This is a genomic window from Idiomarina sp. ST10R2A5, assembly GCF_051842325.1.
GTDB classification, from domain to species: domain Bacteria; phylum Pseudomonadota; class Gammaproteobacteria; order Enterobacterales; family Alteromonadaceae; genus Idiomarina; species Idiomarina abyssalis.
In genome coordinates this window covers 51,395-71,792 of record NZ_JBNIEX010000006.1, presented here as the reverse complement: position 1 = coordinate 71,792, position 20,398 = coordinate 51,395, and the positions used below count along the sequence as shown (strand labels likewise).

Here is a 20,398-nt window from a genome sequence, read left to right as displayed (position 1 = left end):
CCATGAAATTATCTTCTGTACTGACCACCAGCCTGGCCGTTCTGACCTTATTCGCCAGCGCCAGCAGTGAAGCTCACCGTATCTGGATAAAACCAAGTGCAACCATTGTATCCGGCGACTCGGAATGGATTACTTTTGACGCCGCTATTGCTAACGGCATTTTCTACCCTGACCACTACCCGCTGGGACTGGACCGCGTAAAAGCCATGGCACCCGATGGTGCAGCCGTGACTTTAGAAAATGGCCACAAGGGCAAGCTTCGCTCTGTATTCGATGTTGAGCTGGAAAAAGAAGGCACATATACCGTTTACTCAGCCAGCTCAGGCTTATCGGCACGTTGGGTAGACGATGAAGGTGAACGCCAATACTGGCCACCTCGTGGCTCGCAAAAAACCAATGAGGATTTCTATAAGGAAGTACCTCAGAACGCCAAAGATCTGGAAGTTAGTGAACGCTCACATCGTGTAGAAACTTTTGTTACCTCCGGTGCACCAACCTATGACACTTTGGGTCCAACTGGTAAAGGTCTGGAACTGGAACCGGTCACTCACCCAAATGACTTATACACCGGCGAAAACATTACCTTTAAGTTCAATATTGATGGCACAGCAGCGGCGGGTACTGAAATTGTTCTGGTAAAAGACGGGGAGCGCTACCGCGACCAGTCACAACCCACCAAACTGAAAACCGACAAGAAAGGTGAGGTGACTTTTACTCTGAATGAGCCGGGCATGTACTGGCTAGAGGCCGAGTACACTGACAACAATGGAAAAGCCCCGGCAAGTAAACGCCAGGGCTCCTATGTTGCGGTACTAGAAGTATTACCGATGTAATTAATCGGCTGTTACAACGGGTGGTTCCTCTAAACGAACCACGCCCAGTGTATTGGCGTCGGTACCGAACCAAATGGAGTCGGTGCTTTCATCATAGAACATATGACGAACGGTACCGCCGCCACTTTCCAGCTCCATCGGCTCTGAAAACTCATGGGTTTCTGTATCAAAGCCCACCAGTCGGTTAGGCTGAACACCGGTTTCCACAAACCAGACATCGTTACGTTTATCCACAGCCATACCGTAAGGGCGCGAATTTTCTTCAGCGGGTGCGCGCCAGTCTTTATTCTCGCCACTGACCGGGTCGTAACTGCCAACATACCCTTTGTTGTAGTCGACATACCAAATCGTACCATCGTCAGTCATACCCAGCCGGCGCGGTCGGTTATCTTTTCTATCCAGCTCTATTTCCTGAAGCTTGCCGTTTTCTATGGTCGCCAGTTTATTGGTGCCAAAAAGCGTTGCCCAGGGTTTGTCATTTTCTACGATTAAGCCATAGGGTCTGGCCGAGTCCGTGGGAACATCCCACAGCATCATCTCACCATCGCCGGTTTCCAGAAAACCAATTTGATTACCACCTTGCACCGTAAACCAAATGTCATCGTTGGAGGTAAAGTCCATGGTATGACTGTCACGAGTGCCATCACCCGGCAGCTCAAACTTCTCGATGTCACCTGTTGCAGGGTCAATTAACCCAATATGATTCATAAGATTACCGGCGTACCAGGCACCGCGGTCATCCACTATAACGGTGTGCGGGCCAGCGCCATCGGGTAAATCGTAGCGTTTAAATTCTTCAGTTTTTGGGTTAAAGGTGGCGGCGTAATGGCTTCCCTGACCCACAAACCAAACCGTTCCGTCGTGTACCCATGGGTCACGCGGACGGGAGTCCTCCCATGGAACCTGCCACTCCTGAATTTCTGCGTTCGCCAGCCTGCTGTCTTTGTGATCATCACTTTTTGCCGGCGCACTGCTTACTCCCGCCAGACCAATGATTACTGCACTCGTTAAACTTAGGTACTTCATCGTTATGGCCTCCCGAAATAGATTCGTATGTAAGTATAGACGCTATTGCGTCAAACCCAACACTGTGCAATCTTCAACCTTTAACTCTAAAACGGCGCGTCTTACATGCTGGATCAATGGCTTATCGGAATCATATTAGTTGCTATGCTGGTGCTCTTCGTCATCGATAAATGGCGTTATGACCTGGTAGCTATGATGGCGCTATTATCCGCAGCTATTCTTGGTTTGGTGCCAACAGCAGAAGTATTCAGTGGTTTTGGCAACCCCGCGGTCATTACCGTGGCCGCCGTACTCATTATAAGCCAGGCACTGTGGCGTTCAGGTGTGGTTGATGCACTGGCTTCCGCCATGAAAAACATTGGCGATAAGCGTTGGGTGCAGATGATAGCCCTAACCTCCGTCACAACTTTCTGCTCTGCGTTTATCAGTAACACCGGTACCATGGCCATAATGATCCCGGTCGCACTTCAGTTAGCCCGCAGCAGCGGCAATAACCCGTCCAAACTGCTTATGCCGATGGCTTTTGGCTCCTTACTGGGTGGCACCATTACAATGGTGGGTACGCCGCCAAATATTATCATTGCCGACATACGCAGAGAGGCAATGGGTGAAACCTTTGGTATCTTCGAATTTACGCCCGTTGGCCTCAGTATTGCTATAGCCGGTTTGCTTTTCATGTGGTTGCTCAGTCATTGGCTGGTACCGGAAAAGGCCGGTAAATCAAAGTCAGAATCGCTTTACGATGTAAGCAGCTATTTGACAGAACTGTACGTGCCCGAAGGGTCCAGCTTTGTAGGCGAAACTCTGTACGAACTTGAAAACCGTACAGAAGACGACTTTGTTATTGTTGCGCTGCAGCGCGGTGACAAGCGTTGGTCAGCACCGGCTCGTTATTTGCGGCTAAAGTCTGAAGACGTATTAATAGTTGAAGCCAACGCGGAAACTATCCAGCAAGTTATAGACGGCACCGGACTTGAGCTTAATGCCGAAGAAGAAATCGATGACCGTTTCTTAAAATCCGATGACATTACCGTAATAGAAGGAATTGTCGGACACGACTCGCGGCTTATTGGGCGCTCTGCCGCCGATATTAAACTGCGCAGCCGCTACGGCATCAATGTGCTTGGCGTCGCCCGCGAAGGCCAGAAACTGGGCACCGCACTGGCCAATATTCGCTTTAAGCCCGGCGACGTTTTATTACTGCAGGGAGACGCTGAGATCCTCGATGACGTATTTCAGCGCTTTGGCTGCTTCCCGCTGGCACAGCGCAGCCTGCGCATTGGTTCGTCAAAACGTTTAATGTTGCCTTTGGGTATTTTTGCCGCAACCATTTTATCGGCTGCGTTTGGTTTAATCTCGGTTCCTGTCGCCTTTTCACTGGCCGCAGGCCTTATGGTTATAACCAATATTCTACCCCTGCGAGAGCTCTATCATTCTATAGACTGGCCTATCATCGTATTGTTAGGCGCAACCATACCACTGGGGTCTGCGCTGGAACGCAGTGGCGCCGCAGACACCATTGCCAATGCCGTACTTTATATCAGCCAGGGGTCACCGGAATTTGTGGCCGTCGGCTTACTACTTATAGTCACCATGTTGCTGTCCAACATTGTCAATAATGCAGCAGCTGCGGTACTTATGGCTCCCATAGGTATCAGCATGGCCAGTAGCTTCAGTGCCAGTATGGATCCGTTTTTAATGGCCGTCGCTATTGGAGCCGCAGTTCCGTTCTTAACGCCAATAGGACACCAGTCGAACATTCTGGTTATGGGTCCGGGCGGCTATAACTTCAGCGATTACTGGCGGCTGGGCTTGCCGCTGTCGCTGGTTGTTGCCGCCGTCGCTCTGGTCATGATATTGCTGGTATGGCCGCTGTATTAAGCGCGGTCTTTATAAGGCAGGTAAGTTCGCAATGTTTTTAGATGTTCGCGTAACGCGGTGCTTTCATCCCGACAATACTGTTCAATGGCGTCGTTAAGAGGAGACGGCATAAACCGGTAAAAACCTTCACGAAGCACAGGCTCAAAGCCTCGATGCAGCTTATGTTCGCCCTGCGCACCAGCGTCAAAGTAGCTAAGGTTATGGTTTATGCAGTATTCAATACCCTGATAATAACAAGCTTCAAAATGCAGAAACTCAAGCTCTTCCTGACAACCCCAGTAACGCCCGTAAAGCGTGTCTTCACTTTTAAAGCATAATGACGCCGCCAGCATTTCGTCATTTCGGTAAGCCGCAAAAACCACAATATGGTCAGCTAAATGTTCACCCCAAAATTTGAAGGTAGTCGGGGTTAAATAACCGCCATGGCCTGAGCGTTTTAAATAGGTGCGCTGGTAAAACACAATGAATTGATGCCAAAAATCTGCGGTTAATTCGGTACCCTGTAAGGTTCGCATTTCGACATTTTGCTCTGACACCTTTTGCCGCTCTTTGCGTATGGACTTGCGCTTGCGTGACACCAAAGCCCCGAGAAAGTCGTCAAAGGAACTATAACCTCGGTTCTGCCAGAGGAACTGGATATCAAAGCGTTGCCACCAACCTTGTTCTGCCAGAGCCTCGCTTACATGCGGCTCAACGTACAAACACTGCAAATTGCTGACATCGTGTTCCTGCATCAAAGCAGATTCAATAATAGGCAGAACATCAGCAGTATTAACGCTCTCGGCAGTCGCCAGGCGAGGCCCCTGACACGGGGTAAAAGGTATAGCATTGATAAGTTTTGGGTAGTACTGAAAACCATAACGCTCGTAGGCTTCGGCAAAAGCCCAGTCGAACAAATACTCACCATAGGAATGGGTCTTTTTAAACCAGGGCATAATGGCAATCAGTTTGTCGCTGTTATCATGCACCGCTACATATTGAGGCAACCAGCCACGCTGCAGTCCTAGACTACCGCCCTGCTCAAGCGCCAACAGAAAATCATAGCAAGTAAAAGGGTAATCACTCTTAAATAACCGGCTCCAGTCAGCCTTAGGTATAGTGGTTATTGTTGAGTGTATAACTGTTTGCATGCGTTAGGTGCTTAAAAGCCCCAACACACTAATGTCTTCATCCAATTGTGGCCAGTGAATTCCCTGGCCATTTCCCAGCAGATGCCAATCTTTACGCTCCTCTTCCGTGGCCGCTTCCAAACGAGGAAACCAGACAATGGGTGCAGAAATTTTACGTCCATCAGCTAGCTCGACCTCAAGCGTTGCTTCGGTAACGGATACATTCACTGCTACAGGATGGCGATCAATCTCTAAAGTATTCATCCCAGGCCTCCAGAAGCTCTTCTTTATGTTGAACGACAATTTTGCTTATACGCCTAAGCTCAAACGATGAAAAGCCTATCGAACTGCTCATCAAAACAGGCTTAAGCCAAAATTTTGCCAGCTTGTTGTCTCGCTGCACATGAATGTGAAGAGGCTCACCGTTTTCATTACTATAAAAGAAAAAGCGATAAGCACCAATTCTTAGTATTGTCGGCATGCTTTAGTTTCCAGGCTTTATAAAGAAACCAAGCTTAGAAAAAACCAAACAATAGAACGTTATGAAATAACCTAAAAGTACGTAATCATTTGCCAGCTCATTTCATCCGGCACTAATTTTCGTAGCTAAAAACCCGCACCCATACATCGGCTGTCAGCTCTAATGAGCTGAGAGCTTCGATGCGCTCACGGCCTTCAGCGCTGCTTCGGTATAGGTGGGGAGTCATAGTAAGTAAATCTTTTATCGCCTGATTTGATGCCAAGGATACCGGAAAAGTTACTTGTTGCTCAGAGGTCAACTCAAAAGCGGAATCGGTTATCGGCAGCATCTCATTTTTACTTTTTAGCTCGGAATAAATAATGGCTTTTAGCTCTTTTAAATGGCTACCGGCAGGATCCACCATAACCAAACGGCCTCCGGGCTTTAAAACCCGTTTAAACTCAGCTTCTACCGGAAACCCGAATACGCAAAAAATGGTATCAACACTATTGTCAGCCAGTGGAATAGCGTTATTAGATGCCACCATCCAGCTCAGACGCTTGTCTTTCTTTGCCGCCGCTTGTACCGCCCATTTGGAGATATCCAAAGCCGCTACACGTAAATCAATGCCTTTTTGCTCAGCTTGTTCAACCAAATAGCGCAAGTAATAACCTTCGCCACAGCCCGCATCGAGCACCGCCTGATCACCTTCCGCCAACACTGTGTTCGCCAAAGCCCGGGCCAGCGGCTGGTAGTGTCCCTGTTCAAGGTACTCCCGACGCGCCTGCACCATGGCCTTGCTGTCGCCAGGATCCTTAGAGCGCTTATTCTGCACCGGCAATAAATTCACGTATCCCTGTTTCGCCACATCGTAGCTGTGGTTATTACCACAGCGCCAGCTTCGCTCATTTAAGCGCAGCGGCTTGCCATCAAGTGGGCAGATCAAATCAGTTAACGACTGAGTCACATTGGGTTCCGGTTCGCATGTTCTGTCATCATTCTACGCGGTTTGTTCTTAAAATTCAGACACAAAAAAAGCAGCCCGTGGGCTGCTCTTCATAATTTTTAGCTTACCTAGAAGCTAGTCCATGCAAATTAAATTGCCTGGATGTTCTCAGCCTGAGGACCTTTAGGACCCTGGGTTACTGAGAAAGAAACGTTTTGACCTTCAGCTAGCGTTTTGAAACCGTCGCTAACAATCGCGCTGAAATGAGCGAATACGTCTGCGCCGCCTTTCTGCTCGATAAAACCAAAACCTTTTGCTTCGTTAAACCACTTAACAACACCGTTTACTGTATTAGACATAATAAATATCCTGAAATTTTATAAAATAAGTAATCGCTCCGGGCGTTCCCAGTTGCGATGATCATGCGGGGTAAAAAATGAAACTTAAAACTGCAGGACGAAGGTATTACTAAGAGTAAAGCGACGTAGAGGAGTGTTTAACTAACTGTTTCTTATCCAACGCCGGCTACTTTACGCACATTCTATATAATGTCAAACAATAGTTTTCATTTATTTTATAAATCACCTTTATAATTCTTTATGGCTTTCTAAACACCTGCGCCAGCATGCAACGAACAGAGCCGCCGCCAAGCTCTATGGTCGGAACCGCTATCGGTAGTAACTCAACCCACTGCTCCAGTTGCCGTATTTGTTCTGTGGTCAATGAGCGATAAGCGGTTTCAGACATAGCCAGGAGTTTGTGGCCATTAACCTCCAGTTCCAGCATATTACCTGCAAAGTTGCTTATCTGCTGCTCTGTTAATGGCACTAAGGTTTTGCCCGAATTCTTCACTGAACCAACAAAAGTCTGTTGCTCTTCCTTATTGCGGATCATATCCACAGACGCTATAACAAAGTCACTGCCAACCGCCATAAGTACATTGGTGTGGTACACCGGTTTACCGTCACTGCTGGTGGCATCAAAGGCAATTGGCTGATAACCCAACTGTTCACACAATAGCTCCAAGGCTTTCTTGTTCATGCGTTTTGAGCGGGCACCATAGGCCAATTGATTATCATGATCGAAAACCACCGATCCTGTACCCTCCAGAAAAACCTCTTCTTGCTCTAGCACGCTAAGGTCGAGCGTTTTTTCGTATCCATAAGTTTCCTGCAGAAACTCAATAATATCGGCTCGACGTTCCTTACGGCGGTTATTGCAATACATGGGGTACAGCACCAGCTCTCCGGTACGGTGCGTGCTAAACCAGTTGTTAGGAAAGACCGAGTCGGGTGTTTCTGTGCCGGTATCTTCAAACAGGTGTACTTTAACGCCTTTACTCTGTAACAGCTCGACCGCCTTTGTAACTTCGTCGTAAGCGGCCTTGGCGACATTGAGTCCCTGCTGCGCTATCGACTGAAAAGCATTATCCGCCATAGTTTCAGGATTTGAAGCAAAGTGATGCGGGCGCACCATAACAACGGTATCGGACGACTGATTCATTGCGTTTATAGACATTGCAGAATTTGCGCGCAGTTATAGCAACTTGGCTGACGCTTAGCAACGGGGCAAAAGAAAAGGGCAGCGTTGTTGCACTGCCCTCCATTAAATAAACGTGCCAATTCCTACCAAGCGTACTTTAGGCTTAGCTCAAAATTGCGATCAGCGCCAAAGAAACCCTGGTCATAAAAATCGATACTCGAGTAATATTTCTCATCGAACAGATTGTTGACGTTCAGGCTTAGATCCAGGTTTTTACCTATCTGGTAGTTAGCCATAGCGTTTACTACGGTATAGCCTTCTTGATAAAACGTCGGCATCCCTATAACTGTTGGGTTCGAGACTTCACTCTGCCAGCTCGCGTTAACACCGAGCTTCAGTGCATCGGTAGCAGTGTAAAGCACGCTCGCCTTGATCATGTCCTCCGGCAAGTAAGGTGCATAATCTGAACCGTCGCGATCCGTCGACTCATTATGCGTATAGCTGAAGAAAATGTTCAAAGCGTCTGTTGGTTTACCATTTAACTCCAATTCATAACCTTCACTTTCTGCCCCATCCACTCCAATAGAAGGGTCAATTTCAGTGCCTGGTATAGGCCCAGTTGCATCAGGGTCACTAATTGCAAGATTATCTTCTTTCACTTTATACACTGCGAAGCTGGCCGAGAGCGCTTCATTAAAGAAGTCACCTTTAACACCAACTTCTGCGTTAGACCCTTCAACTGGGCCAATTAATTCGCCGTTAACATCAAGCGCGTTCTGAGGCTGAAAGATCTCGGTGTAACTCGCATAGGTCGAAATAATGTCAGTTACATCGTAGACAAGACCAACGTATGGTGTATTAACATTTGAGTTTTCATAGTTACTTGTAGCCCATGGGGACTGAGCTTGAGTGTCATACGTTGTAAGGCGGTTACCCAAAATAGCTGTGAGTTCATCGGTGAGACTGAACTGAGCGGCAGCGTATATGCCTTGCTGCTTTATCGCTTCTGTTGAAATACTAGGCGCACCACCAAAAGTCGGTCTATCAATACCATTACCCCAATTGAAAAAGTTGCCTAAGACAATTTGTTTGTACTCGTTAAACTCAAAACGGCCATCATCAATTGCACCGTACTGCTGAGATGACACATCTTGCTTCGAGTATAAAGCGCCCGCAGTTAATTGATGCTCTCGACCAAATAATTCAAACGGACCGGAGGCTAAAGCACGGAAAGATGTTTGTTCACGCTCTGACAAATAGATTGCCGGAGAACCTATCAAGCCAACGCCTGTTTCCTTGTTTGGGAAGCCAGAAACATAAAGTAGCTCACCAGTCATCTCACCTTCACGGCGCTCAACATCCATTTGAAGATCCCAGCCGTTATCAAACGCATGCTCTAGTTGCGCAAACACATTAGTGCTTTCTCTGTCCCATCTGTTCCATGGCGAAGCGGTTGTCGTACTCACAGGTAGATCATCCGCCTGAGTCCCGTCGTCATAAAACAGCGGTAATGCGCCCCACATGCTGCCTTTGGGGGTCCGCTCACTGTAGTCTGCACCTACCGTCAAGCGCGTTTGGGTCGTTAAATCGGCCGTTACTACCGCGTAAATTTGTGCGTTTTCTTTTTCCGACAGGTCAACGTAGCTTTCGCCTTCTTCATAGGCCATGGCCACTCGCGCTTTCACATTACCGTCTTCGGTCAATGTCTGAGAATGGTCAGCCTCGAAGCGATAATTACTCCAGGAGCCAATACCAACACTCGCATAGCCGCCGTCTTCTGTTTTTGGGCGCTTACGAATGAGGTTAATTGCTGCAGAAGGTTCCCCGGCACCCGTTAACAAGCCGGTTGCGCCGCGCACAATTTCCACTCGCTCAAATACTACCGAGTCGGCTAAGGCTTCACTAAAGAAACTGTTATAGGCAATGGGTACGCCGTCGAACTGGAAGTTAGTTACGTCACGCCCGCGAGAGCGGAAGAAAAAGCGGTCCGTTTCAGCCTGCTGCGCCTGAATACCCGGGGCAAATTGCATAACATCTGCAACAGTATCTAATGCGAAACCGTCAATAAAATCGCGATCGATAACTGAAATAGACTGAGGTGTCTGGCGTAGAGTTAACGGTAGTCCTGTTGCCGTTGTCGCACGGTCAAGCGGGCTTCCGGTCACTTTAATGTGTTCAAAAATTTTTTCTTTAGTCTCGGTATTTTGTTCAGCTTGGTCTGAATCTTCTGACTGCACCGCAAACGCAGTAGAAGTTAACAGCACCGATGTTACTGCTGTCGCTAAAAAGCTTTTGGCGAATGCCTTCATGAATTGTCTCCCGACTACAGACTATAAATGCGAATTGTTATCAGTCAACATTGTATTTGATAATTGTTCGTATTTACAATATCATTTCGGAAAATTTTTCAGGGGGCTCAAAATGACGCAACGACAATGGTTTAAATTACACGGATGGTGCTCATTACCTATATGGGTATTGTTCTGCTTTATCTGTATTACTGGCACCATTGCGGTCTTCAGTCACGAGCTCACCTGGCTATTTAACGAGAATGCACGCGCCGTCAACCCAGACAGCTTGCCGGCTCAACCTGTTTCAGAACTTGTTGCGGCGGTTAAAAGCCAGTTCCCGACCGCCAACGTCACTACAGTAATGACTTTTGAGCCTTACCTTATTAATGCGGTTATCTTCTCGGCCGAGAATATTCCGAATGGCATTGCTTACGTAAACCAGTACACCGGCGAAATTCAGGAAGTGAATCAGGGAATTACCTTTATTAACTTTATGCGCTCGTTGCATAGCTGGCTGCTATTCCCCTGGCAAGAAGGCTATAGCGTTGGCTACTATTTAGTTTCAGCCATGTCATTTGTCATGATAGGTGCGTTAGTTACCGGGCTGGTTATTTACAAAAAATTCTGGCGTGCCTATACACAACCTAAAGTTCGCGCTAAGCAGGGCAAGAAAACACTATTAACTGACTTACATAAGCACGGCGGTGCCTGGTCTATCTGGTTCCTTATTGTTATGAGCCTGACCGGTCTCTGGTATTTCACCCAGCAAGTGCTTTGGCATGCCGATATCGATATTGAAGGGCATGCACCGTTAGTAGAAGTATCTGACATTCCCATGGGTGAAAAAGCACAGCCACCGGTTTCCTTTGAACAAGCCCTGACAATTGCCGAGCAGCGTTTCCCGGATATAAGACCCAGCTTTATTATGATGCCGGAGCACAACCGCGACATGTTCAAAATTATGGGTGGCGGCGACTTTATATTTTACGACCAGTACTCCTATCGCCTGGATATTAACCCATGGAACGGCGAAATAGCCCGTGCCGTTTCACCGGAAAACATGAATGCGCTGCAAACCATCCAGCATATTATTGATCCCCTGCACTACGGCACTATTGGCGGCATCTGGACCAAAGCCATCTGGTTTATTTTTGGCCTTATATTGTCAGCCATGTCCATTACCGGGTTTTTAATCTGGGGCTCGCGTACTGTTAAAGCATCGAAAGAGAGACGAGCTGCCGCTCAAGAACAGCTGCAAAGCGAGGGGGCTCAGTAATGGCACGTCGCAAAAATACATTCTGGAACCGAAACAAATTCAAACTCAGTGGCTTAATTCTCATTCTGCCTATTTATTTTTTATACGAGCAGCTGCAGCCACCTGTGTTTCCGGATGCCTGGGAAGAAAAATCAGTCGGACCTTTTGAAGTTGCCATACAGCCGTTAAATAACGATGCGCCGTATGCACACCACGACGACTGGGTAAAAGACTTTGCGGCCTATGTAAATGATGGTGAAGTCAGCAATATACGCCAGGGCTACGTCAGTATCGGCGAAGAACCGGTTGCCCTGGAAGCCTTGCAAAAAGATGACGTCGGCATTCTGCATGGCAGTGAGTTACTGCAACATGTGCATGCTATTGCGCCACAACAATATCAACCTGAACACCGCGTTTGGGTGACATTGCAGACCTGGGACGGCAATGTGCATAAGGCCTCATGGCAACTTCCCGAAAATTGGTTAAAATAAAACTTTAAACACGAATCATTTTCATTTACGATCCACCTCAATTTAGACAGCAGTTAATTTTTGAGGGGAACAATGAACATTCACAAGACCTTACTGGCGGCCAGCATCCTGGCCGCCTTAACCGCCACCAACGTTCACGCACAAGAAGAAAGCCCTGAAAAGACTCAGGAAGAGATGATGGAAACCATCAAAGTCAGTTCACGCGGACTTATCTCTTACGTTAGCGCTACCGGCGCCAAATCTGACACCCCGATTATTGAAACACCTTTATCGGTTTCAGTTCTGACCGAAACCCGTATTGAAGACTTAGGTGCTGTAACAGTGCAAGACGCCATTGGTTATGTGGCGGGTTTATACAACGGACCTTACGGCGTTGATACCCGCGGTGACTGGGCACAAATTCGTGGCGTCTCTCCAGTACAGTATTTAGATGGCCTTAAGTCGTTGTTCGGCTACTACAACAACGTGCGTATTAACCCCTACTCGTTAGGTCAAATTGAAATACTGAAAGGGCCAAGCTCGGTCTTATACGGACAAGGCTCTACCGGTGGTATTATTAATTTAGTCAGCAAGCGCCCTCAGGCAGAGACCGAAGGTCAGTTCTGGGCACAATTGGGCAACTATTCGCGCAAGCAAGTAGCTGGCGACATTACCGGCGCCTTAAACGATGATGCGTCGTTAACCGGGCGCTTCATTGGCTTATACCGCGACAGCGACACCCAAACCGACTTTGTGCCCGACAACAGCCTGGTACTCAACCCTTCCTTAAGCTGGCACGCTTCTGAAGACACTAAAATTACTTTGATCGGCAATATTCAGCGTAACGAATCAGGCTCCAGTACACAGTTTTTTCCGTGGCAGGGCACCCTGTTCCCGAACGAGTTTGGTCAAATTGACAGTTCCACCTTTGTGTCAGAGCCCGGCTTCGATAAATACGATACTGAGCAGGACGCGTTAACCGCTATTGTTGAGCACGATATAAACCTGGACTGGAGTCTGCGCTTAGCAAGTCGCTACAACGACAGTCATGCCGACTACAATACGATGTATGGCTGGCCACCAGTTTTCGCCGACGACAACCGCACGGTTAACCGCGTTTCTTACTTGTCTCGTGCTGATGCAAGAACCTGGACCAGCGACCTGCAGTTGCACAGATCTGTTATTACTGGTGCTGTTGAGCACGACTTAGTCTTCGGCCTGGACTTTCAAGACTCTTACACCGATAACGACTACGCTTACGGTGCCATGAACCCGTTAGATTTGTATGCGCCAGTGTACGGCCAGGCAACTGGTTTGCCGACTGAATCCGATGTTGTTGACTATGCCTCTTTAACTAGCCAGCAAACGGGTGTGTATGTGCAGGACAACATGCGTATAGACAACAAATGGTTAATTTCAGCCGCTTTACGTCGCGACCGCGCTACCAATAATCCTGAAGACGGAAGCGCTACCGTTCAGTATGCGACAACCGGTCGCCTGGGCTTCATGTACCTTATGGACGGAGGCTTGTCTCCATACCTTAGTTACAGCGAGTCTTTCTCTCCACTTATTGGCCGGGATGCGTACGAAAATCCCTATGTACCATTAGAAGGTAAACAGTGGGAAGCCGGTATTAAGTACCAGCCTCAGGGTACAGAGCACCTGTTAACCATTGCCGCTTATAAAATTACCGAAGAGAACCGGGCAACTCCGGTAAACGATGCTGATGCACCAAACCCGGACGGCCAAGTACAAATAGGCGAAGTAGAGATTGAAGGTGTCGAGTTTGAAGCGCAACTTGCCTGGGACTCTCTGGACGTTTACGCCAGCTATGCCTACACCGACGCGGCTGTTAGCAAGAGCAACATCTCATCTGAAGTCGGCAAGCCACTGTCAGCCACTCCTGATCATCAAGCTTCTGTTTGGGGAACTTACCGTCCGGACAACTGGAATGGCTTTAAAGTTGGTGCCGGCGTCCGCTATGTAGGGAACACCTCTGACGGTAACGTGGTATATAACGGCAACCCACTGTACTTAGAAACGCCAAGTTACACGGTGTTCGACGCCATGATTGGTTACGACTGGGATAACTACAGCTTAAGCCTGGATGTTGACAACCTGACAGACAGAACAGTGATTACCTCGTGTGGCGCGCGCGGTGACTGTTTCTACGGCCAGCAACGCACGGTTATGGCGAACTTCCGTTATAACTTTTAAGACTTAGTAAGTTTCACGTGCAGCCCCGGACGCCTTTCTTCCCAGCGTTCGGGGCTTTTTTATGGGGGAGTTTATTCAGGAGTGTAGTACTCAACACCAATTTGAATACGGTCGCGGCCATTTTGCAGGCGCCAGCGGTTGGTGTCCCGTAATGAGTAAACGCAGCCGCAATATTCCTGCTGGTAAAAACGCTCACGCTTGGCAATTTCTACCATACGGGCAGAGCCACCTTTTTTACGCCAGTTAAAAGTCCAGTAGTGCAGGCCGGGATAACGCGCAACCGCACGCTGGCCGCAGTCGTTAATCTGTTCCATATTCTTCCAGCGTGAAATACCTAAGCAGCTGGTAATGGTGTCAAAGCCGTTTTCATGCGCATACAACGCCGTACGCTCAAAACGCATATCAAAACATACTCTGCAACGCTCACCACGCTCAGGTTCCCACTCCAGGCCTTTCACCCGCTCAAACCAGTTTTTGGTGTCGTAGTCACAGTCAATAAAGTCCACACCCAGCTTTTCTGCAAAGCGAATATTCTCTTCTTTACGCAGCAAATACTCCTTTTCAGGGTGAATATTTGGGTTATAGAAGAAAATCGTAAACTTAATGCCCGCTTCAGCCATACGCTCCATTACTTCACCTGAACAAGGTGCGCAGCAAGAGTGCAGCAGCACATGGTCAGAGCCCGTAGGCGTCTCTAAAACAATGGATTCTTTCTTGTTTCTAGCCATAACTCTCTCTTCGCGGCTGAAATTTGTGCGAATTATAACTCAAACAGGCGGGGGTGATCACGTATTCACCCGTTTATCGAACGAAAAATCCTGAAACCTGCAAATACCTCAATGGCCATATCAGACCTAGGCTATAACGCTACATATGTTGGAATTTTGTAAAATCTTTAAACAATCTTTACATTCTCATCCTTTAAATCGTTTATTTTTTGTTATTAAATGCAACAAATGATGTCAAACGACGTCATTTTCGTGCAGCCAAACGACGTATCCTCTGCTGCCTTCTTTGAAGGACTCCTTGAAGTCCACATAAAAACAAAAAGAGAATATTACGTTATGAATAAACTAAGTGTTCTTACACTGTCTGCTTTGGCAGTGTCGGTTTCATCTGCTTTTGCAAAACCACCTGAGCATTCTCAAGCTCAGCCACTACTTGACAACCAGAAGCAAATCGAAAGCGCCGCTCCACAACGGTACATTATTAAATTTAAGAATAATGGTAACGCCGTACAGAAAATGGGGAACCGTGGCCGTTCTGAACTTGCGATATCTCGCGCAAACAACATGGTCAAAAAAGCCGGCGGTAAAGTAAAACTCAGCATGCGCCATAACCTGGCAGTTGCTGCTGAACTTACCGAAAAACAGAAAAAGCGCCTTGAGAAAAACCCTAACATTGAATACGTTGAAGTTGACCAAAAACGTCGCTTCATGGCTCAAGACGTACCTTACGGCATCGGCCAGGTTCAGGCTGACTTAGTTGATGACAGCGTTGCAGCTGCATCTGCCGGCGGTAAGAAAATTTGTGTTATCGATTCAGGTTTAGAGCTGCCGCACGAAGACATGGGTACACGAGGCGGCACCATCAACGGTACTAACGATAGCGGCACAGGTAACTGGCATGATAATGGTGGCCCTCACGGCACACACGTTGCTGGTACTATTGCCGCTTTAGATAACGGCCTGGGCGTTCGTGGCGTTATTGGCAGCAACCCTAACCTGCACATTGTAAAAGTATTTAACTCAAGCGGCTGGGGTTATTCATCTTCACTGGTTTCAGCGATTGAAACTTGTGCTAATAACGGCGCAGACGTCGTTAACATGAGCTTAGGTGGTGGCGGATCAAGCCAGACCGAAGCAAGCGCTATGCAAGACCTTCATAACCAGGGCGTTCTGCTTGTAGCAGCTGCTGGTAACGACGGTTCAGCTTATAGCGAAACAGACCCAATGTCTTACCCTGCGTCTTACAACGCCGTTGTTTCAGTTGCGGCAGTAGACAGCAGTAAAAACCTGGCGTCTTTCTCACAGAAAAACAGCCAGGTTGAAATTGCAGGCCCGGGTGTTGATGTTCTTTCAACTTACCCAGAAGGCACTGGCCAGCAAGGTAACTACGGCACCATGAGCGGTACGTCTATGGCGTCACCTCACGTAGCTGGTGTTGCAGCGTTAGTTTGGTCACATCATCCAACCTGTACCGCACAGGAAATCCGTAGCGTTCTTAACACCACAGCACAGGACTTAGGTGCAGCAGGACGTGACGTTAAGTTCGGTTACGGTTTGGCACAAACCAAAGACGCTGTTGACTACATCGACGCTAATGGCTGTGACGGCTCAGGTGGCGGCGGTGGAGATCCAGAGCCACCAACAGGCAACGAACTGACGAACGGTCAAACCGTTAGCAACCTGTCCGCTACAACAGGTGACTCTCTGTACTACACCTTAGATGTTCCAGCCGGTGCAACTGACTTAAGCTTTAACATTAACGGCGGTTCAGGCGATGCTGACCTGTACGTTCGTTTCGGTTCAGAGCCAACTCAGTCTAGCTACGACTGTCGTCCATACCAAAGCGGTAATACCGAAAGCTGTACTATTTCTAACGTACAAGCCGGTACTTACTATGTCATGGTCAATGCTTACTCTAGCTTCTCTGGTCTGAACCTGACTGGTTCGTTCACAGAACCTAGCACTGGCGGCGGAGGTGACTCTGCTTCTGCTACTGACCTATCTGGCAACAGCGGCGAGTGGACTCACTACTACGTAGATATTCCTGCGGGCATGTCATCACTTGACGTAACCATGTCTGGTGGAAGCGGCGACGCTGACCTTTATGTTCGTCAGGGCAGCCAGCCAACCGAGTCAAACTACGAGTGCCGCCCTTACCGTTCAGGTAATAACGAAACTTGTAATATAGACAGCCCGGCTGAAGACCGTTGGTACATTAGCCTTAAAGGCTACACTAACTACTCAGGCGTAGACCTGTTAGTTGAATGGGAATAAGTTTATTCTCTAATTAAAACTACTCGTTAAACTCAAAGGGCGCCAATACGGCGCCCTTTTTATGTTACCCAAGTAATTGTTTACTCAACATGCCAACAATAAAGCCAAATACAGCGCCAAGCGACGGCGTCCAGTGCCTGCGCATACGAGCCTGTGGCGCAATGTCCTGAAACACCAGATATAGAATACCACCTGCAGCAAAACTCATGATCATCGCTGTAATTTGTGGTGCATCGCTCAGCCACCAGTAACCCATTATTGCTGCCAGCGGACCGAAAAAGGACACACCGAATAAACCCAGTAGAGCTGATTTTGTTGTTAACTTTGCAGTTTTTAATTCACGATAGGCGTTAAACCCTTCCGGGAAATTTTGCGCGGCAATGAGAATAGCCAGCAGAATGCCCATTTTTGGATTAATGGCAAACACAGCCCCGAGAGAAACCGCTTCAGGCACAAAGTCGAGCACCATCGCCATAAATTGTGAGACATTGCCCTCATGCTTTTGCAACCAAGCATCAACAAGGCAAAAAGTAACGCCGCCAGCGGCAAATAACCCTGTCAGTTGCCAGGCATTTAACTCTTTCATTCCCTCTGGCACTAATGCAAAAGCCACGGCGGCCATTAAAATGCCACCACCAAATGCCGTAACACCGTGTACGAATTCTTTCTTAACGGTCGTATTGGCTTTGCCTTCAACGTGCGCTAAAAAACCGCCGAAAACCGCCATTAAGCCGGCTCCCCAGGCTATAAGCAGCATGATATAAACGTTCATGATTAAACCTTATCAAATACAGAGCCGGTGTCCGGGCTAAACAATTTACTGTAAAGCTTGGTTGCGTAGTTGTCCGTCATACCTGAAATATAGTCGCAAATAACGCGTTTGGGGTTTTCTGCGTTTTTATACTTTTGCAAAGTAGAGCCAGGCAGTAGTTGCTCTGGGTTTTCGCTCAGTACCTGAAACAGCTTCAGTATCATCATCTGGCCTTTGTATTCCAGCACCTGCACCGAAGAGCTACGAATAACATGCTTAAACACAAAGTCCTTCAACGCTTGCAGGGTATGTTCAATGTGCTCAGGCAACTGGGCCTGCAGATCTAACCAGGGCGATTCAAACAGGTTCTGTTCTGTGACTTCAATCGCCTCCACAAAATGACCGACAAGTTTACTAATTGCGTGCTTACGCGCCCGGCTTTGGCCTGAGAAAAGCGCTTCTGTGTAAAACCGTTCTTTCTGTATAATGACGCTGTTATCGCCGAGCACAGCCAGTACGTCTTCACGCCACTGCTTTTCGGTTACCAGGTTCAGTGCCAATGAGTCTTCTAAATCGTGCACGCCGTACGATATATCATCTGCCAGTTCCATAATGGAGGTATCAAAAGCTTTATACTGCGCTTTGGTTTTGCCACCTTTCGTTTTAGTGGAGCGAAAAGTCGCTTTGTCTTTGGGAGTCAGCGGTTCCAGTATCCAGTCCAGCACATCTTGTTCGTCGTCATGAATAGATTTGGGCGGTTTAAAAGCACTTAGATGATCTTCGGCAGAAAGTGAGCGAGTACTAACTTCGCTATGCAAAACCGGATATTTAAGCACACCCAACAAAGTGCGCCGGGTTAAATCCAGACCGTCGTGGTCGGAATATTCACCCAGCTTTGAAATAATACGCAGCGTCTGCCCGTTCCCTTCAAAACCACCGCTGCTGTGCATGTGATAGTTCAGCGCCACTTCGCCACCGTGCCCGAACGGCGGGTGACCAATATCATGCGCCAGACAAATGGCTTCAATTTGAAAGTAAGACGGGATATGCGTCGAAATAGCGTCGTTGTTGGCATACTTTTGCTTTAACTTCTCACAAATGCCCGAGCCAATCTGAGCCACTTCCATAGAATGCGTTAAGCGTGTGCGGTAAAAGTCACTCTCGCCCACACCCAGCACCTGAGTTTTTGCCTGCAAGCGACGAAACGCCGACGAGTGAATAATACGCGCCCGGTCACGCTGAGCATCGCTGTCCGGCGTAGCGGCATTAAAGGTCGTGTTTTTTCCTGAGCGGCGTTGGTGCATATCAGTCCATTCGTTTTTGGTTTCCTATAACCACAGCAAAACAAATTTTTGCGGGTTTGCCCAGTTTTAATACCGCCAATGTAAGACATTTATATCAATGCCTTACCAATTGATAGTTTAAGAACTCAAATTTAGTATAAATACACCAACTTGACGCACAATACTGTTGTGCATAGAATAAATACAAAGTGATCAGTAAACCATGGCCGTTAAATTCAGGGACGATTGGCTAGAACGATTCTACGAAGATGATATCAGCCACAAGAAAATACCAAAGATCATCAAAGGAGCGCTCTTCAGGAAGCTCGAAATTTTGGATGCTGCAACGCAGGAGTCAGATTTAAGGGTTCCCCCAGGTAATCGCTTCGAATATTTAAAAGGAAAACTTTCGGGGTGTTGTTCTATCCGGGTTAACAAACAGTATCGACTTATTTTCCACTGGGAAGACGGTATCGCCCAAGATACATACCTGGATCCACACGTTTACCAAAGTTAAAAAGGATAATTATGAGAGACACAAAACGTCGCCCGGTATCCGTTGGCCAGATGCTAATAACCGAGTTTCTTGAACCGATGAACATTGAAATAAAAGAGCTCGCTGATGCCATGAGAGTGCACAGAAACACGCTCAGCCGAATTGTTCATGACAAAGGAGCCTTGACCGCACCTATGGCTATTAAATTAGCTGCCGCTTTGGGTAACACCCCAGAATTCTGGTTGAACATTCAGCACGCCGTCGAAATCTGGGACGTACGCCACCGGGCATACGAACAAGAAGCTGAAAATGTAAAACGCCTGAAACCTCACGCTAAGCCTTATCAGCAGGCTTGAGGGATCGGCGGCTTTTAAACCTAATAAACCCGCCGCTTCTGTTGCTCGTAATTAAGTGTCATAGCGGCTTTCGCTAGTTCAATTTCACATTCTGGAATATCGCGTAGCTTTTCCTGACGGAAATATTCAAGCAGGTGGCACAAATGCCAAAGTGACGGGTTGCCCTCATGCACCGGTAGTGGAAACTTCTCCAATTCCTGATCCCGTACTTTTCTCAGATATTGCCTGCTCATATTGAGTTGCTCACCAGCGTCTGACAAGCCAACCAAATCCGGGCCTATTTCAACTAGCTTAGCCTGAGGGATTATTTTTTGAATATCAGATAACGCAGAGCGAATTGCCTCTGTTGCATTATTTGATTCACGTACAAAATTTAACGCCAATCGACCCGCAACTCCCACGCCAATAATTGCATCATCACATCCGCCGGCGAAAATCTGGCTGCTAAGATCATCTGTCTTCAAGTCTTTAGGGATGACAAACTTCAGCGTAAAATCATATTCATTCATTGTCGTCATCTCCTTTAATCATCTCAGTAAC

At 47.7% G+C, this 20,398-nt stretch carries 20 protein-coding genes; 8 read left to right on the top strand and 12 right to left on the bottom strand.

Features of this window, described 5'->3' with window-relative positions:
- Positions 1-2 precede the first annotated feature (2 nt).
- On the top strand, positions 3-833 hold the full coding sequence (locus tag ACP7FG_RS09060; protein WP_439226193.1) for a DUF4198 domain-containing protein: 831 nt from the start codon (positions 3-5) through the stop codon (positions 831-833).
- Here ACP7FG_RS09060 and ACP7FG_RS09055 read toward each other — a convergent pair whose 3' ends face one another.
- On the bottom strand, positions 834-1,859 hold the full coding sequence (locus tag ACP7FG_RS09055) for a Vgb family protein (protein ID WP_199495099.1): 1,026 nt from the start codon (positions 1,857-1,859) through the stop codon (positions 834-836).
- 105 nt (positions 1,860-1,964) lie between these two features.
- On the opposite strand from ACP7FG_RS09055, the gene ACP7FG_RS09050 reads away from it, so the two are divergent.
- Positions 1,965-3,740, top strand: coding sequence for an SLC13 family permease (locus ACP7FG_RS09050; protein WP_222235980.1), 1,776 nt, complete (start codon positions 1,965-1,967; stop codon positions 3,738-3,740).
- Here the strand turns inward: ACP7FG_RS09050 and ACP7FG_RS09045 are convergent.
- The 7 genes from ACP7FG_RS09045 to ACP7FG_RS09015 form a co-directional block, all read right to left on the bottom strand.
- A complete protein-coding gene (locus ACP7FG_RS09045) occupies positions 3,737-4,870 on the bottom strand; it encodes a GNAT family N-acetyltransferase (RefSeq protein WP_439226192.1) in 1,134 nt (377 codons plus the stop codon). The genes ACP7FG_RS09050 and ACP7FG_RS09045 overlap by 4 nt on opposite strands.
- Before the next feature lie 3 nt (positions 4,871-4,873).
- On the bottom strand, positions 4,874-5,113 hold the full coding sequence (locus ACP7FG_RS09040; protein WP_054490399.1) for a DUF2442 domain-containing protein: 240 nt from the start codon (positions 5,111-5,113) through the stop codon (positions 4,874-4,876).
- Complete coding sequence (locus ACP7FG_RS09035) at positions 5,094-5,330, bottom strand: DUF4160 domain-containing protein (protein WP_439226191.1); 237 nt, start codon at positions 5,328-5,330, stop codon at positions 5,094-5,096. Before ACP7FG_RS09035 ends, ACP7FG_RS09040 begins: the two co-directional genes overlap by 20 nt.
- A 112-nt stretch (positions 5,331-5,442) precedes the next feature.
- Complete coding sequence (locus ACP7FG_RS09030) at positions 5,443-6,276, bottom strand: putative RNA methyltransferase (RefSeq protein WP_439226190.1); 834 nt, start codon at positions 6,274-6,276, stop codon at positions 5,443-5,445.
- A 128-nt stretch (positions 6,277-6,404) separates the two neighbouring features.
- Positions 6,405-6,614 (bottom strand): cold-shock protein, encoded by a 210-nt coding sequence (locus ACP7FG_RS09025; protein WP_054490405.1) that lies wholly within the window; start codon positions 6,612-6,614, stop codon positions 6,405-6,407.
- A 238-nt stretch (positions 6,615-6,852) separates the two neighbouring features.
- Positions 6,853-7,773, bottom strand: a complete 921-nt coding sequence (gene ctlX, locus ACP7FG_RS09020; protein WP_439226189.1) for a citrulline utilization hydrolase CtlX — start codon at positions 7,771-7,773, stop codon at positions 6,853-6,855.
- 107 nt (positions 7,774-7,880) lie between these two features.
- The gene (locus ACP7FG_RS09015; RefSeq protein ID WP_439226188.1) at positions 7,881-10,046 is read right to left on the bottom strand and encodes a TonB-dependent siderophore receptor; all 2,166 of its coding nucleotides are present in this window, start codon (positions 10,044-10,046) and stop codon (positions 7,881-7,883) included.
- Between the two features lie 112 nt (positions 10,047-10,158).
- On the opposite strand from ACP7FG_RS09015, the gene ACP7FG_RS09010 reads away from it, so the two are divergent.
- The 3 genes from ACP7FG_RS09010 to ACP7FG_RS09000 all read left to right on the top strand — a co-directional run bounded on the left by ACP7FG_RS09010 (position 10,159) and on the right by ACP7FG_RS09000 (position 13,970).
- Positions 10,159-11,304, top strand: coding sequence for a PepSY-associated TM helix domain-containing protein (locus ACP7FG_RS09010; RefSeq protein ID WP_439226187.1), 1,146 nt, complete (start codon positions 10,159-10,161; stop codon positions 11,302-11,304).
- Positions 11,304-11,774 (top strand): hypothetical protein, encoded by a 471-nt coding sequence (locus ACP7FG_RS09005; protein ID WP_278356392.1) that lies wholly within the window; start codon positions 11,304-11,306, stop codon positions 11,772-11,774. The genes ACP7FG_RS09010 and ACP7FG_RS09005 overlap by 1 nt, the downstream gene beginning before the upstream one ends.
- 72 nt (positions 11,775-11,846) lie before the next feature.
- Positions 11,847-13,970, top strand: a complete 2,124-nt coding sequence (locus tag ACP7FG_RS09000) for a TonB-dependent siderophore receptor (protein WP_439226186.1) — start codon at positions 11,847-11,849, stop codon at positions 13,968-13,970.
- Between the two features lie 71 nt (positions 13,971-14,041).
- Here the strand turns inward: ACP7FG_RS09000 and ACP7FG_RS08995 are convergent, their stop codons facing one another.
- Positions 14,042-14,698 carry an epoxyqueuosine reductase QueH gene (locus tag ACP7FG_RS08995; protein ID WP_054490416.1) on the bottom strand — a complete coding sequence of 219 codons (657 nt, stop codon included), beginning with the start codon at positions 14,696-14,698 and terminating at the stop codon, positions 14,042-14,044.
- A gap of 336 nt (positions 14,699-15,034) precedes the next feature.
- Here ACP7FG_RS08995 and ACP7FG_RS08990 point away from each other — a divergent pair, with 336 nt between their 5' ends.
- Positions 15,035-16,972, top strand: coding sequence for a S8 family serine peptidase (locus ACP7FG_RS08990; protein ID WP_439226185.1), 1,938 nt, complete (start codon positions 15,035-15,037; stop codon positions 16,970-16,972).
- A gap of 64 nt (positions 16,973-17,036) precedes the next feature.
- Here the strand turns inward: ACP7FG_RS08990 and ACP7FG_RS08985 are convergent, their stop codons facing one another.
- Positions 17,037-17,744: a ZIP family metal transporter gene (locus ACP7FG_RS08985; protein WP_224798420.1), complete on the bottom strand. Its 708-nt coding sequence runs from the start codon at positions 17,742-17,744 to the stop codon at positions 17,037-17,039.
- Positions 17,745-17,746: 2 nt separating this feature from the next.
- The gene (locus tag ACP7FG_RS08980; protein ID WP_439226184.1) at positions 17,747-19,027 is read right to left on the bottom strand and encodes an anti-phage deoxyguanosine triphosphatase; all 1,281 of its coding nucleotides are present in this window, start codon (positions 19,025-19,027) and stop codon (positions 17,747-17,749) included.
- Positions 19,028-19,229: 202 nt separating this feature from the next.
- On the opposite strand from ACP7FG_RS08980, the gene ACP7FG_RS08975 reads away from it, so the two are divergent.
- Together ACP7FG_RS08975 and ACP7FG_RS08970 are read left to right on the top strand one after the other, a co-directional pair.
- Entirely contained in the window at positions 19,230-19,523 is a 294-nt protein-coding gene (locus ACP7FG_RS08975; RefSeq protein WP_114982298.1) for a type II toxin-antitoxin system RelE/ParE family toxin, read from the top strand.
- Positions 19,524-19,534: 11 nt separating this feature from the next.
- Positions 19,535-19,858: a HigA family addiction module antitoxin gene (locus tag ACP7FG_RS08970; protein WP_011235745.1), complete on the top strand. Its 324-nt coding sequence runs from the start codon at positions 19,535-19,537 to the stop codon at positions 19,856-19,858.
- 20 nt (positions 19,859-19,878) lie between these two features.
- Here ACP7FG_RS08970 and ACP7FG_RS08965 read toward each other — a convergent pair whose 3' ends face one another.
- Positions 19,879-20,367, bottom strand: coding sequence for a DNA-binding protein (locus tag ACP7FG_RS08965; RefSeq protein WP_439226183.1), 489 nt, complete (start codon positions 20,365-20,367; stop codon positions 19,879-19,881).
- Positions 20,368-20,398: the final 31 nt, after the last annotated feature.